9 protein-coding genes are annotated in these 13,843 nt (G+C 73.5%); 5 read left to right on the forward strand and 4 right to left on the reverse strand.

The window, feature by feature from the left end:
• Nucleotides 1-65: 65 nt before the first annotated feature.
• Nucleotides 66-1,907: an APC family permease gene (locus ACGFZS_RS37580; RefSeq protein WP_393798864.1), complete on the reverse strand. Its 1,842-nt coding sequence runs from the start codon at nucleotides 1,905-1,907 to the stop codon at nucleotides 66-68.
• 284 nt (nucleotides 1,908-2,191) lie between these two features.
• Here ACGFZS_RS37580 and ACGFZS_RS37585 point away from each other — a divergent pair, with 284 nt between their 5' ends.
• Nucleotides 2,192-2,692 carry a hypothetical protein gene (locus ACGFZS_RS37585; RefSeq protein ID WP_393798865.1) on the forward strand — a complete coding sequence of 167 codons (501 nt, stop codon included), beginning with the start codon at nucleotides 2,192-2,194 and terminating at the stop codon, nucleotides 2,690-2,692.
• On the opposite strand, the gene ACGFZS_RS37590 is transcribed toward ACGFZS_RS37585, so the two are convergent.
• Nucleotides 2,670-4,490 carry an NAD-binding protein gene (locus ACGFZS_RS37590; protein ID WP_393798866.1) on the reverse strand — a complete coding sequence of 607 codons (1,821 nt, stop codon included), beginning with the start codon at nucleotides 4,488-4,490 and terminating at the stop codon, nucleotides 2,670-2,672. The two genes, ACGFZS_RS37585 and ACGFZS_RS37590, sit on opposite strands and share 23 nt — an antisense overlap.
• A gap of 172 nt (nucleotides 4,491-4,662) precedes the next feature.
• Complete coding sequence (locus ACGFZS_RS37595; RefSeq protein WP_393798867.1) at nucleotides 4,663-7,161, reverse strand: ATP-binding protein; 2,499 nt, start codon at nucleotides 7,159-7,161, stop codon at nucleotides 4,663-4,665.
• Nucleotides 7,162-7,344: 183 nt separating this feature from the next.
• On the opposite strand from ACGFZS_RS37595, the gene ACGFZS_RS37600 reads away from it, so the two are divergent.
• The 4 genes from ACGFZS_RS37600 (at nucleotide 7,345) to ACGFZS_RS37615 (ending at nucleotide 12,277) form a co-directional block, all read left to right on the forward strand.
• Complete coding sequence (locus tag ACGFZS_RS37600; protein WP_365689492.1) at nucleotides 7,345-8,913, forward strand: Na+/H+ antiporter; 1,569 nt, start codon at nucleotides 7,345-7,347, stop codon at nucleotides 8,911-8,913.
• A gap of 311 nt (nucleotides 8,914-9,224) precedes the next feature.
• The gene (locus tag ACGFZS_RS37605) at nucleotides 9,225-11,180 is read left to right on the forward strand and encodes an APC family permease (RefSeq protein WP_393798868.1); all 1,956 of its coding nucleotides are present in this window, start codon (nucleotides 9,225-9,227) and stop codon (nucleotides 11,178-11,180) included.
• A 118-nt stretch (nucleotides 11,181-11,298) separates the two neighbouring features.
• Nucleotides 11,299-11,832, forward strand: coding sequence for a hypothetical protein (locus tag ACGFZS_RS37610; protein WP_393798869.1), 534 nt, complete (start codon nucleotides 11,299-11,301; stop codon nucleotides 11,830-11,832).
• 49 nt (nucleotides 11,833-11,881) lie between these two features.
• The gene (locus ACGFZS_RS37615) at nucleotides 11,882-12,277 is read left to right on the forward strand and encodes a helix-turn-helix transcriptional regulator (protein ID WP_355714591.1); all 396 of its coding nucleotides are present in this window, start codon (nucleotides 11,882-11,884) and stop codon (nucleotides 12,275-12,277) included.
• Between the two features lie 30 nt (nucleotides 12,278-12,307).
• Here the strand turns inward: ACGFZS_RS37615 and ACGFZS_RS37620 are convergent, their stop codons facing one another.
• Complete coding sequence (locus ACGFZS_RS37620; RefSeq protein WP_393798870.1) at nucleotides 12,308-13,783, reverse strand: PucR family transcriptional regulator; 1,476 nt, start codon at nucleotides 13,781-13,783, stop codon at nucleotides 12,308-12,310.
• Nucleotides 13,784-13,843: the final 60 nt, after the last annotated feature.

Here is a 13,843-nt window from a genome sequence, read left to right on the forward strand (position 1 = left end):
CGTGGACGCGGCTTTGACGGGACTCTTACGGCGGGACGATCACGCAGGTCGGAGGCGTGCCGGCTTCAGAACAACCGGAACCGCAGCCGGCAGATCACCGCGTCGGTCTCCCGTCGCACGGCATGCGCGACGACGGCACCGCGCTGGTTCTGCAGCAGCCGCTGCCAGAGCCGCTCCGGCTCGGCCTCCGGGATCAGCACGGTCACCCGGGTGGCCGGCTCGGCCGCGCTCACCTCACGGACGTACGCGGCGATGGGACGGCCCAGGGAGCGCCGCTCGCAGCTCAGCCGGACCAGGGGCACCCCGGGGTCCCATTCGGCCCAGGCGCGCTCCAGGGCGTGCAGCTGGGCCCGGTCCTCGGCATCGGGGTGGCAGACGGTGACGGCCCGGACCTCGTCGCCCAGGGAGGCGGCCGCGGAGAGCGCCTCGGAGGTGAGCCGGGACAGCGACGACACCGGCACGAGCACGACCGACCGCTCCCGGTGCGGCGGCTCGGGAATCCGCCCGAGCCCCAGTCGCTCCCCGATCCGCGCGTAGGCGCGCCGCACGGCGACGAACGCGGCCACGAGCAGCGGCAGCAGCACGACGACGAGCCAGGCGCCCTCCGTGAACTTGCTGGCGGTGACCACGACGGTGGCGACCCCGGTCAGCACGGCCCCGAACCCGTTGAGCAGCGCCCTCCCCCGCCACCCGGCGCCGCGCTCCAGCCGCCAGTGCCGCACCATCCCCACCTGGGCGATGGTGAACCCGACGAAGACCCCGATGGCGAACATCGGCACCAGGGTGTTGGTGTCACCGCCGGAGAACAGCAGCAGCGCGGCCGAGACCACGGCCAGGGCGAGCACACCGTGCCGGTGCACCTGGCGGTCGGCCTTCAGGGCGAACACATGCGGCAGGCAGTTGTCGCGCGCCAGCAGCTTCAGCAGGACCGGCAGCCCGCCGAACGACGTGTTGGCGGACAGCGCCAGCAGGATCATCGTCGCGAACTGGACGACGTAGAAACCCCAGTTGTGACCGAGGGAGGCGTCGGCAAGCTGGGCGAGGACGGTGACGCCTGCCACGGGCTGCAGGTGGAAGCGGCCGATCAGCACGGACAGGCCGATCAGCATCACACCGAGCACGGCCCCGAGGGCGACCTCGGCGTGCTGGGCCCGCCGGACGCGCGGCACCCGGAAGGAGGGCACGGCGTTGGCGATGGCCTCGACGCCGGTGAGGGCGGCACACCCCGAGGCGAAAGCTTTCAGCAGAAGCAGGGCACCGACACCGGTGGCGTTGTCGGCGAGCACGGACGCATGCCCCGCGGCGGTGACGGTACTGGCCGGCGCGGACCGGAAGAGCCCCACGACGATCAGCACGAGGATCGACCCGACGAACACCACCGTCGGCACGATGAACGCCCGCGCCGACTCCACGATGCCCCGCAGATTGACCCCCGTGACCAGCACCAGCACGGCCAGGCAGAGCCACAGCCGGTCCGGGTACAGCGCCGGGAACGCGGAGGTCAGGGCGGCGACCCCGGCGGTGACCGCCACGGCGACGTTGAGGACGTAGTCGAGCACCAACGAGGCGGCGGCCACCAGGCTGGTCCGGTCCCCGAGATGGGTCCGGGCCACCGCATAGGACCCGCCCCCGTCCGGGAAGGCCGCGATCACCTGCCGGTACGAGGCGACGAGCACCGCCAGCAGGGCCGCGATGGCCAGCGTGACGGGCAGCGTGAAACCGAGCCCGTGCGCCCCGGCCGCGGCCAGCACCAGCACGATCGCCTCCGGCCCGTACGCCACCGACGCCATCGCGTCCAACGACAGCGCGGCAAGCCCGGTGACAGCGGTCAGCCGATGCCGCTCCCCACTGTCGGGCGGCTCCTCCCCAGCGGGCACGGCACCCGGTTCGACGGTCAGTACGGACATGGGGTGCTCCTTAAGAACGGGACAAACGCCCGACAAGGTTCTGTCCCGCCCCGACCACACCTGACGATCCCTTGCGCGTTCTTCGCGCAGAAGACAGCGACTTTGACACGCCCTTGACGGCAACGCCCCTGAAAGGGGCGCGGGGCTCTATCTGATGTGCGGCTACCGCCGCGTGGGCGCGACCAGCCCCCACCGCCCCGCAGCGACCCACAACCCGTCAGAGTCCCATCAAAGACACCCCCCACCTACTGACGCCGTACGCCCCCACTCCCTACCGTCACCCCATGCCACCCGCCGAGGACCACCGCTGGTCCAAAGACGTCTCCGCATCGGCCCGTTGCGCAGGCGCCCTCCTCGCCCTGCTCCTCCTCGTCGACGTGGGCTCGGGGACCCTGACCTGGTGGCGCGGCGCCCTCTGGACCACCCTCGCCCTGCTCCTCTTCACGGTCCTCTGCCCCGCCAGGGTCCGTGCCGGCGACGGCTGGCTCACCTCCCGTCGGCTGCTCCGCACCCGCAGGGTCCGCACGGACCGCCTGGTCTCCGTCCGCCCCCTGGACGGCATCTCCCCCCGGCTGCTGTTCCGCGACACCTGCGGCGACCGCCTCGCCCTGGACCCCCAGGTCCTCGTCGACAACCCCGAACTCTGGCTGCGCGTGGACGAGGGCGCCCGCAGGGCCGCCACGGCCGGCACCCTGCTCTGCGGCTCGCTCGCGCTGAGCCGCCTCGGCGAACAGGTCGAGCGGGAGAACGCACTCGGCGTGTTCAAGGCGTCGGGCCTGGAGTAGACCCCGTCAGCACGTCGAGCCCCCGCCGGGTGGTGGCCATCACCACCCGGTCCCCCGCCGCCAGCACCCGCCCCTGAGCCGGCCGCCAGTCGAACGCCCCCGTCCCCGAGGCCCCCGTGTCCCCGCCGACCGGCCCGACCGCCAGCACCCGCCACTCCCGCCGCCGGAACGCCTGGTGCACGGACCGCCCCTCCAGCTCCGGATGCCCGGCCACGTCCACGCACGTGAACAGCAGCGACCCCCGCTCCACCGGCATCACGCCCAGCACATGGCGCCCCATCATGGCGGCGGCGAACGAGGGCGCGGCCAGCGCGGAAACGCTCCTGCTCCGGGTCAGCGCGTCCGGATACGACGCCCGCAGGGTGCGCTGGACGGTCGCGGCGAAGTCGTCGTCGTAGAGCCGGGCCACCACCCGTACCCCGGGGTTGTACTCCCGGACGGCCATGAGGATGTCGAGGTTCTGGCCGTCGTCGCGGGTGAGGACGAGCAGGGAGCGGCACTGCCGGACCCGGGCGAGTTCGAGCACGCCGGGGGCGGCGGCGTCCTCCAGGATCAGCGGGACGCCGAGTTCGCGGGCGAGGGCGACGCCCCGGGCGCGCGGGTCGCGCTCGATGGCGACGACCCGGTGTCCGGTGGTGCGCAGCCGGTCCAGGACGCGGGTGCCGACCATGCCGAGGCCGACCAGGACGATGTGGCCGCTGACGTCCTCGCCGGGCGGGTGGTTCGCGGAGGCGGTGCGGAACGCCTCGGTGGCGTTCATGGTCGCCGCGACGACGAGGGGCAGTACGGCCAGTCCGACGAAACCGGCGACGAGCTGGAGTATGCGGCGGGCGGGCGACTCCTCGGTGGCCGGGTCGCCCATGGTGAAGATGTCCAGGAGCGGCAGGTAGACGTTCTTCCACCAGGGGTGCTCGTCGGCGAAGAGCGCGGTGGCGGTGGTCAGCGCGACGACCACGGCCGCCAGCGAGCCGTAGACGGCGGCCAGTTGGCGGGAGAGGAAGACCCGCCACGGCAGATGGGCGAACCGCGCCCGCACCCAGCGCACCGGCCGGAAACGCCAGCTGCGGCGGGCCGGTTGGGCCGGGTGGAGGTGGACGACCTCCTCCAGCGTCAGCCGGCCGTGGGTGAACTGCCGGTGGTACGCGGTGTGGTCGTCCGGCAGCAGCTGGGTCCCGTCCTCGCCGGCCGTCTCGGCGCTGTCCTGGCTGGCCGGGTCGTCCTCGTGGGCGCCGGAGAGCACGGCGAGGGTGGCGAGGTCGGTGGCGTGCCGCGGGGTGCCCGCCGGCCGGACGACCCCGCGGAAGACCTTGCCCTCGACCTGGAGGGTGTGGCCGTGGCCGACGGCGGCGGCCGCGACGAGCTCCGGCACGGCGGTGTCGGCGTCGGAGAGGACGGTGGTCGAGGTGTCCGCCGCGGGCGCGTCGCACAGGCCCGCCGCCCGGTCCAGGAGCCGTTCCAGATGGCGGCCGCGCTCCCGGTTGAACATGCGCACCACCAGCCGTACGGAGGGGTTGACGGCGCGGGCCAGCAGGGCCGCGGTGACGTTGACCTGGTCGTCGCGGTAGGTGAGGGCGAGCGCGGCGGCCCGTTCGACGCCGGCCGCGCGCAGGGTGGCCTCGTCCGGGCGGGCGGAGACATGGAGCCGGACGGCGGAGTCCGGGTCGCGGTGCAGGGCGGCGACCTGGGCGCCGTGCACGTCGTCGGCGGACGGCAGCACGACGGTGACGACCTCCCCGCAGACGGCGTCCAGTTCGACGGCGAGCCGGTGCGCGAGTCCGTCGTCGCCGCAGATCACCATGTGCCCGGTGCGCTCTGCGGATACCGCTGGTGCGGGCAGGGTTGACGTCACATCAGCCAGAACGGCACCGGCCGTGACGCCGGTTCCTGCCGGGCCGCTGACACCCGTTCAAATATCCGTCAAGAACATGCCAAGAAGGCGCGACCGCCACCGGCGGAAGCGGCTTCCCCGCTCATGAGGCGCCTGCCACGCGCTGCGGTGTGCGGACGGTTCGCGCCCGGTCGGCCAGCGGCAGCGAGACGACCATGGTCAGTCCGCCGCCCGGGGTGTCCTCGGGCGTCAGGGTGCCGTCCATCGCCTCGGTGAGCCCGCGGGCGAGGGCGAGGCCGAGGCCGAGACCGGTGGTGTTGTCGGTGTCGCCGAGCCGCTGGAAGGGCTCGAAGAGCCGGTCCCGGCCGTTCGCCGGAAGCCCGGGGCCCCGGTCGACGACCCGCAGCTCCGCGCGGTCACCCAGCGCGCTCGCCGTCACCAGCACCCGCGCGCCGGGCGGGCTGTACCGGGCCGCGTTGCCCACCAGGTTGGCGATCACCCGCTCCAGCAGCGGCGGGTCGGCCAACAGCGGCGGCAGGTTCTCCAGCTCGCCGTGGACGTCCACCGCCGGGGTGTCCGCCAGAGCCGCCGGGAGCACCTCCTCCAGAGCGGTGGCCCGCAGGTTGAGGGTGAGGACCCCGGCCTCCAGACGGCTGAGGTCGAGGAGGTTGTCGACGAGCCGGCTCAGCCGGGCCATGGACTCCTCGGCGGTGGCGAGGAGTTCGTCGCGGTCCTCCGGGGTGAACTCCACCTCCCGGCTGCGCAGCGAGGTGACCGCGGCCCAGCCGGCCGCGAGCGGGGTGCGCAGGTCGTGGCCGACGGCGCGCAGCAGGGCGGTGCGCATCCGGTCGGCGGCGCGCACCGGCTCGACCTCGGCGGCGGCCTGGGCGAGCCGGGCCCGTTCGACGGCCGAGCCGACGTGCGCGGCGAACGCGGCGAGCACCCGCCGTTCGGAGGCGGAGGGCGTACGGCCGCGCAGGACCAGGTGGTTGCCGGGTCCGGCCGGCACCGCGGTGGCGTCGGCGCCGTCCGGCGGTTCGTCGACGAGTTCGGCGGAGTCCATGCCGAAGGTCTCGCGGGTGCGTTCCAGCAGGGCCGGGATGGTCTGACCGCCCCGCACGATGCTCCCGGCCAGCGACGACATGGTCTCCGCCTCGGCGGTGGCCCGCGCCGCCCGCCGGGACAGCCTGAGCGAGCGGTCGACGACCCCGGCGACGGTGGCGGCCACCACCGCGAACACCCCCAGGGCGAGCAGGGCGTTGGGATCGTCGAGGGTGAAGGCGCCGATGGGCGGGATGAACCAGTAGTTGAGCAGCAGGGACGCGGTGACGGAGGCGATCAGGGCGGAGGTCACCCCGCCTATGCAGGCCACGCCCACCACCGCGAGCAGGAACAGCAGGGCCTCGCTGGTCAGGTTGACGCTGCCGCGGACCTGGGCGAGGGCGACGGTGAGCAGCACGGGGAGGACGAGCCCGGCGACCGGACCGGCGATCAGGCGCCGGGTCGACAGGGTCCGGCGGCGGGAGGGCAGCAGGGTGCCGCGTCCGGCGCGTTCGTGAGTGACCCGGTGGACGTCGATGTCCCCGGAGAGCGCGGTCACGGTCTCCCCGGTGCCGGGCCCGGTCAGGAAGCGTTCGAGGCGGCCCCGGCGGCTGGTGCCGAGAACGAGCTGGGTGGCGTTCTCGGCGCGCGCGAACTCCACCAGGGCGGTGGCCACGTCGTCGCCGACCACCGAGTGGTAGCTGCCGCCGAGGTCCTCGACCAGCCTGCGCTGCCGGGTCAGCGAGGCGTGCGAGACCCCGGCGGCCAGGCCGTCGCTGCGGGCCACGTGCACGGCGAGCAGGTCGCCGCCGGCCGACCGGTCGGCGATGCGCGCGGCCCGTCGTACCAGGGTGTCGCCCTCGGGGCCGCCGGTCAGCGCGACCACCACCCGCTCCCGGGTCTCCCACACCCCGCCGATGGCGTGTTCGGCGCGGTAGGACTGGAGGGCCTCGTCGACCCGGTCGGCGACCCAGAGCAGGGCCAGCTGGCGCAGGGCGGTGAGGTTGCCGGGGCGGAAGTAGTTGGCGAGGGCCGCGTCGATCTTCTCGGGGGCGTAGATGTTGCCGTGCGCCATCCGGCGGCGCAGGCCCTCGGGCGGGATGTCGACGAACTCGATCTGCTCGGCCCGCCGGACCACCTCGTCGGGCACCGTCTCGTGCTGCGGCACCCCGGTGATCTTCTCGACGACGTCCTTGAGGGATTCCAGGTGCTGGATGTTGACGGCGGTGATCACGTCGATGCCGGCCGCGAGCAGGTCCTCGACGTCCTGCCAGCGCTTGGGGTGCCGGCCGCCACCGGGGACGTTGGTGTGGGCGAACTCGTCGACGATCGCCACCTGGGGGCGGCGCGCCAGCACGGCGGCGGCGTCCATCTCCTCGAACTCGCCGCCCCGGTAGCCGCAGCGCAGCCGCCCCACGGCCGCCAGCCCGCCGGTCATGGCCTCGGTCCGCGGGCGCCCGTGGCACTCCACGAACCCCACCACCACGTCCGCGCCCCGGGACGCGCGGCGCCGGGCCTCGTCGAGCATGCGGTAGGTCTTGCCGACCCCTGGGGCGGCCCCGAGGTAGACCTTCAGTCGTCCGCGCGGTACGTCGTTCATCACCTCAAAGAGAAGCGCGCGGCACCGCCCCGGGTAGCCCGTCTTGACGCGTCTCTGGCGCCGCCGCCGACGACGTTGACACTGTCTTGACGGCTCCTGGGCCGGATAGGGTGAAGGCGGTGTGCCGGGAAGTCTGGTCGGCCGGGAGTCAGGGTGGCTCCCGTCGGACCCCTGGGGGACGGCATGCGCGGCGTGGGTACGGTTCTCGCTCTCGTGGTACTGGCCACGGTCGTGGCGACCTTCGCCCGGAGGTGGCGGATACCGGCCCCCTCCCTCCTCGTGGTCGCGGGCCTGGCCGTGGCCCTGCTGCCGGGCACCCCGCAGATCCGGATCAGCCCCGAGGTGATCGGGCTCGTCGTCCTCCCGCCGCTGCTCTACGCCAGCGCCGAGGAGCTCTCCTGGCGCGAGCTGCGCGCGGTCTGGAAACCGGTCGGGGTGCTCGCGGTCGGCCTGGTGCTGGCCTCGGCGGCGGCCGTCGGCGCGGTGGCCTCCCTGGTGACCCCGCTGTCCTGGCGGATGGCGCTGGTCCTCGGCGCGATCCTGGCCAGCACCGACCCGGTCGCGGTGACCGCGCTCGGCCGCCGGCTGGCGCTGCCGCCGCGGGTGCAGATGCTGGTGCAGGCGGAGAGCCTCTTCAACGACGCGACCTCCCTGGTCCTCTACCGGGTCGCGGTGAGCGTGGCGGTGGCCTCGGCGGCGGCGAACTGGGGAGCCGCGGGGGGCGAGTTCCTGCTGCTCGCCGGCGGTGGCACGCTGATCGGCGGGCTCGTCGCCGCCGTCGTCGCGCTGATCAGAAGGCGCACCGAGGACCCGGTCCTGGAGACGGTGATATCGCTGGTGACGCCGTATGCGGCCTACGTCCTCGCGGAGGCGGCCCACACCTCCGGCGTCACCTCGGTGGTCGTGGCGGGCGTGGTCCTGGGCGGCCGCGGCGACCGGCTCACCGACGCCCGGATCAGACTCCAGCTGCACGCCGTCTACGGCACGGTGGTCTTCCTGCTGGAGAGCGTGGTCTTCAGCCTGATCGGGCTGGCGCTGCCCGCCCAGGTGCGGGCGCTGTCCGACGGCGACCGGGCCTGGCCGCTGTACGCCCTCGCCGTGGCCGGGACGCTGATCGCGGTACGGCTGCTGTGGCTGGCCCCGCTGTCGGCGGTGGTGCAGCGCAAGGGCGGCGTCCAGCGGCCGAACTGGCGGGTGCCGGTGGTGCTGACCTGGGCCGGCACCCGGGGCGTGGTGCCGCTGGCGGCCGCGCTGTCGATCCCGGTGGCGGCGAAGGACGGCTCCGTGCTCACCGAACGCCCGCTCGTCCTGGTCCTCACCACCTCCGTCGTGGTCGTCACCCTGGTCGTGCAGGGCTTCACCCTGGCCCCGGTCGTGCGCCGTTCCGGCATCGCCCTGGAGCCCGACCACACCGAGCGCGAGGAGGCCGCCGCCCGCTGCCGGCTGGCCGACGCGGGCATCCGGCGCCTGGAGGAGCTGTCCGAACTGGAGGCGGTACCGGACGTGGTCCTCGACCGGCTCCGGCGCGGTCTGCACGCCCGCCTCGACGACGCCCGCGACCGGCTGGCCGACCGCGGGGCCGAGTCGTCCGAGTCGGCCGACCTGGTCTACCGGCAGCTGCGCCGCGACCTGATCGCGGTGGAGGCGGCGGAGCTGCGGCGGCTGTACGACGCACACACGATCAGCGACACGACACGACGGCGGCTGCAGCGCTCCCTGGACCTGGAGGAGGCGCGGCTGGCGGACGCCTGACGACAGCGCCCGTTCGTGGGGGAACGGCGGAGCGCGTGACCGTCGTAGGCGATAACGCTCGGTGTCCGGCTGCCCGCGCCTGTTCGCCGTCCCCCGTACAGCCGAACGCCTCGTCACGTCCTCCGGGCCACCCTTTCCTGATGCTCGGCCACCGCCTGCCAGGCTGTTCTTAACGCAAGCTTGACGCCCAGCCCGCGCCTATCCGTGGGCCCACGCGTCACTCTCTGCTTACGCTGGTGCCGCCGTCCGCGTGATGGCCGGAATCGAACTGCGCCGCACCCAGACCGCGCCGGACACCAGGAGCCCACCGCATGGCCACGACCGAACATCCCCCTCCCAGTCGCCTGCGCGCCTGGATGCTGGAGGGGCTGTCCGACATGGGCAAGGGCGGCGGCCACGCCGGTTCCCACGCGGAGCCGGAACCCGCGCACCAGGGCCAGCGCTGGTGGCGGGTGATGTGCCTGACCGGTGTGGACTACTTCTCGACCCTCGGCTACCAGCCGGGCATCGCCGCCCTCGCGGCCGGTCTGCTCTCGCCGATCGCCACCATCGTGCTCGTGATCGTCACCCTGGCCGGCGCCCTGCCGGTCTACCGCCGCGTCGCCGAGGAGAGCCCGCACGGCGAGGGCTCCATCGCCATGCTGGAGCGGCTGCTCTCCTTCTGGCAGGGCAAGCTGTTCGTCCTGACCCTGCTCGGCTTCGCCGCCACCGACTTCCTGATCACCATCACCCTGTCGGCCGCCGACGCCTCCACCCACCTGGTGGAGAACCCGCATCTGACCAGCACCCTGCACGGCCACCAGATGGTCATCACGCTGTTCCTGGTGGCCCTGCTCGGCGCGGTCTTCCTCAAGGGCTTCCTGGAGGCGATCGGTGTCGCGGTCGCCCTGGTCGGCATCTATCTCGCGCTGAACGTCGTCGTCGTGATCGTCGGCTTCTACCACGTGATCACCGCCGAGCACGTCATCACCGACTGGACCAGCGCCCTCACCCAGGAACACGGCAACGTCTTCGTGATGATCGGCGTCGCCCTGATCGTCTTCCCCAAGCTCGCCCTGGGCCTGTCCGGCTTCGAGACCGGCGTCGCCGTCATGCCGCATGTCAAGGGCGACCCCGAGGACACCGAGCAGCGGCCCACGGGCCGGATCCGGGACACCAAGAAGCTGCTCACCACGGCCGCCCTGATCATGAGCTGCTTCCTGATCGCGACCAGCTTCATCACCACGCTGCTGATCCCGGAGAACGAGTTCAAGTCGGGCGGCGACGCCAACGGCCGTGCCCTCGCCTACCTCGCGCACGAGTATCTCGGCAACGCCTTCGGCACGGTCTACGACGTCTCGACCATCTGCATCCTGTGGTTCGCCGGCGCCTCCGCGATGGCCGGCCTGCTCAACCTGATGCCCCGCTACCTGCCCCGCTACGGCATGGCCCCGCACTGGGCCCGTGCCGTCCGCCCGATGGTCATCGTCTTCACCCTGATCGCCTTCCTGGTCACCTGGATCTTCGACGCGGACGTGGACGCCCAGGGCGGCGCCTACGCCACCGGCGTGCTGGTCCTGATCAGCTCCGCCGCCGTCGCGGTGACCATCGCCGCCCGCAAGGCAGGGCAGCGCAAGTGGACGATCGGGTTCGGGATCATCTCGGCGGTCTTCCTCTACACGACCGTCGTCAACGTCATCGAGCGGCCCGACGGTGTGAAGATCGGTGCCTGCTTCATCGTCGGCATCATCCTGGTCTCGCTGCTCTCCCGCCTCGCCCGCGCCTTCGAGCTGCGCGTGACCAGCGTGACCCTCGACGACATGGCTGAACGATTCATCCGCGACATGGCCAGCCGCAAGATACGGTTCATCGCCAACGAGCCGGACCGGCGCGACAAGGCCGAGTACCGCGACAAGATCGACCAGATCCGGGCCGACAACGACATGCCCGAGCAGGAGGACTTCGTCTTCGTCGAGGTCACGGTCACCGACCCCTCCGAGTTCGAGGCCGGCCTGACCGTCCGCGGCGAGGTGCTGCACAACCGCTACCGCATCCTCACCCTGGAGTCGGCCTCCATCCCCAACGCCCTGGCCGCCCTGCTGCTGCACGTCCGGGACGAGACCGGCTGCATCCCGCACATCTACTTCGAGTGGACCGAGGGCAGCCCGTTCGCCAACTTCCTGCGCTTCTTCCTCTTCGGCCAGGGCGAGGTCGCCCCGGTCACCCGGGAGGTGCTGCGCGAGGCGGAGCCGGACCGCTCCCGGCGGCCCCGCGTCCACACCGGCTGAGCGCCCCGGGCCCGGGGACCGGCCGCCTCGTAAGAATCCCGTCAATAACCGCTCGGTCCGCATAAGAACCCCGTCAGCGGCGGCCCCGGCGCGCCCACCGGCCCCTACCGTCGGCCTCATGCGGGACCTCGTGCAGGACAGCAGACGCAGGGGCCGGGCGGCCGGTGACCGCACCTGGCGCGGCAGCGCCCGCCTGGCCGTGGGCGCCGCCCTGGGCTTCGGCGGCCTCACCTTCCTGGTGGACTGGGACGCCGGCACCCTCAGCCCGGCCCGCGCCCTGCTCTGGATCACCCTGTCGGCCGTGATCCTCAGCATGCTGCTGCCGGCCCGCGTCACGGCGGGCCCCGGCTGGCTGGCCGTACGCGGCCCGTTCCGCCGCCGCACCGTCCGTACCGACTCCCTCGTCTACGTCGGCCAGTACGGCGATGTCTCCGCGCATCTGGTGCTGCGCGACAGCCACGGCAGTCGGCTGGAGCTGGACCCGGCCGTCCTGCACGCCAACCCGCTGCTCTGGCACGAACTGGACACCGGGGTCCGGCGCTCCCAGGAGCGCGGCACCCTGCGCCGGGGCGCCGAGGTGCTCGCACAGCTCGGCCACGAGATCGACGACACGAACGCCCGCGCGGTCCTGGAGGCGTCCGGCCTCACCTGACCGCGGGCCCCCGTCCGTGCCCCCTGCCACCTGGCCCTATCGTGAGCGCATGCCTTCCTACACGATCGGCCAGGCGGCACGGCTGCTCGGCGTCAGCCCGGACACCGCCCGCCGCTGGGCCGACGCCGGCCGGATGGCCACCCACCGCGACGAGGGTGGCCGGCGGCTCATCGACGGCACGGACCTCGCCGCGTTCTCCGTCGAACTGGCCAAGGCGGGCTCGGGCGAGGAGGACGCCTCCTACACCTCGGTCCGCAACGCCTTCCCGGGCATCGTCACCGCGATCAAGCTCGGCGATGTCGCCGCCCAGGTCGAGATCCAGGCCGGCCCGCACCGCCTGGTCTCCCTGCTGACCAGGGAGGCCGTGGAGGAACTCGGCCTGGAGGTCGGCATGGAGGCCACCGCCCGGGTGAAGTCCACGAACGTGCACATCGACCGGGTCTGACCGTTTCCGGCCAGGTCCGACCGGGGTGTGTCAGCGGCAGAGCAGCGCCGCTGACAGGTCCAGCCGGTCGCTCAGCCGGGACAGGTCGCGCCCGGTGAAGTGGGCCACCCGCTGCATCCGGTAGTGCACGGTGTTGACGTGCAGATGCAGCGCCTCGGCGGTCCGCGCCCAGGAGCCGTCGCAGGCCAGGAAGGTCTCCAGGGTGCTCAACAGCGCCGCCATGGCGGCCCGTTCGCCGGTGAGGAGCGGGCCGAGCACGGTACGGCGGTAGGCCTCGCGGACCTCGGCCGGCACCCCGGTGAGCAGCGCCGCCAGGCTGGTGAGCGCGGCCGCGTCGGTCAGGCCGGAGGCGTCGGGGGCGGTGGTGCGGGCGGAGGCGAGCGCGTAACGCGCCTGCGCCAGCGCGCCGGTCAGGCCGGCGGTCCCGGCCGCCGCGGTACCGGTACCGCCGTGCAGCGGGACGCCGGGCTCACAGCCGGCGACCAGCGCCCAGACGTCACCGAGGTCGCCCGCCGGCAGCACGGCGAAGGCGGTCCCGTCCGGCAGCCGGCCCACCGCCGCCGTCGCCGAAGCGTGCCCGGCCACCTCCGTCAGCGCCCCCTCGGCGAGCCCCGGCCGCCGCGCCCCGGTGGCGGCGACGATCACCCGGTAGGGCCCCTCGCCCGGCAGCCCGCACTCCCGCACCGCGGCCTCGACGGCCGCCTCCCCCGCGCCCGGCCCGGCCAGCAGCGCGCCCAGTTCGTCGGCCGCCTGGTGCTCGGCCGCCCGGCGCCGGACCACCGTCTCCTGACAGCGCCCCAGCGCGGCGGCCACCTCGTGCAGCATCCCGGCCGGCGCGCCGTCGGGGTCCGGCAGGTACAGCAGCCAGCGCTCGTACGGCGAGACGCTGTCGGCGGCCACGGACACGGTCATCCCGCGCCCGTCGGCGACCAGGGCCGCCGCCTCCCGCGCGGGCAGTCCCGCCGCGGCCGGCGTGGCCGCGACGGTCCGCCCCGACGCCGTGAACACATACGCGGCGATCCGGTCCAGATGCGCGAAGGCCGCCGCGAGGATCTCCGCCGGGCCCGCCTCCTGGGCCAGCAGCCGGCTCAGCCGTACCCGCGCGTTCTCCGGCAGCGCCTGCCGCCTGCTCAGCTCGCCCCACTGGCGCAGGTACACGGTGTCCGTGATCGCCCGGAACATGATGTGCGCGGGCACCCCGGCGACCGGGACGGAGTGCCGTTCGCACGCCTCCACCAGCTCCCCGGGCACGGCTCCATGGGTCTCCTCCCCCGCGAACAGCGCGGCGGCCCCGGCCTCCCGCAGGCCCGACACGAACCGTTCCGCCTTCCCCGGTGACCACCACACCAGCCCGCTGAGCACCACCTCCCCCGGCCGTACGAAGCGGGCCGGGTCCTCCAGGTCGGTGACCGTCACTCCGGTGATCTCGCGCGCCAGCAAGGCGTCCCGCGCCCACAGCAGACGCAGCCCCAGGGAGACGTCCTTCAGGAGGTGTTCGACGTGCATGTACTCAGACTCCTCGCGCCAGCCTCGCATTCACCAGGTGAGTGCGAGTTACGGCATCGT

It is taken from the genome of Streptomyces sp. NPDC048288 (assembly GCF_043201555.1).
GTDB lineage: Bacteria > Actinomycetota > Actinomycetes > Streptomycetales > Streptomycetaceae > Streptomyces.

Bases quoted from the DNA above. Each gene is read 5' to 3' on its own strand.
- ACGFZS_RS37620 (WP_393798870.1), bottom strand. From the start codon at position 13,783: ATGCACGTCGAACACCTCCTGAAGGACGTCTCCCTGGGGCTGCGTCTG.
- ACGFZS_RS37580 (WP_393798864.1), bottom strand. From the start codon at position 1,907: ATGTCCGTACTGACCGTCGAACCGGGTGCCGTGCCCGCTGGGGAGGAG.
- ACGFZS_RS37615 (WP_355714591.1), top strand. From the start codon at position 11,882: ATGCCTTCCTACACGATCGGCCAGGCGGCACGGCTGCTCGGCGTCAGC.
- ACGFZS_RS37595 (WP_393798867.1), bottom strand. From the start codon at position 7,161: ATGAACGACGTACCGCGCGGACGACTGAAGGTCTACCTCGGGGCCGCC.
- ACGFZS_RS37590 (WP_393798866.1), bottom strand. From the start codon at position 4,490: ATGGTGATCTGCGGCGACGACGGACTCGCGCACCGGCTCGCCGTCGAA.
- ACGFZS_RS37585 (WP_393798865.1), top strand. From the start codon at position 2,192: ATGCCACCCGCCGAGGACCACCGCTGGTCCAAAGACGTCTCCGCATCG.
- ACGFZS_RS37610 (WP_393798869.1), top strand. From the start codon at position 11,299: ATGCGGGACCTCGTGCAGGACAGCAGACGCAGGGGCCGGGCGGCCGGT.
- ACGFZS_RS37605 (WP_393798868.1), top strand. From the start codon at position 9,225: ATGGCCACGACCGAACATCCCCCTCCCAGTCGCCTGCGCGCCTGGATG.
- ACGFZS_RS37600 (WP_365689492.1), top strand. From the start codon at position 7,345: ATGCGCGGCGTGGGTACGGTTCTCGCTCTCGTGGTACTGGCCACGGTC.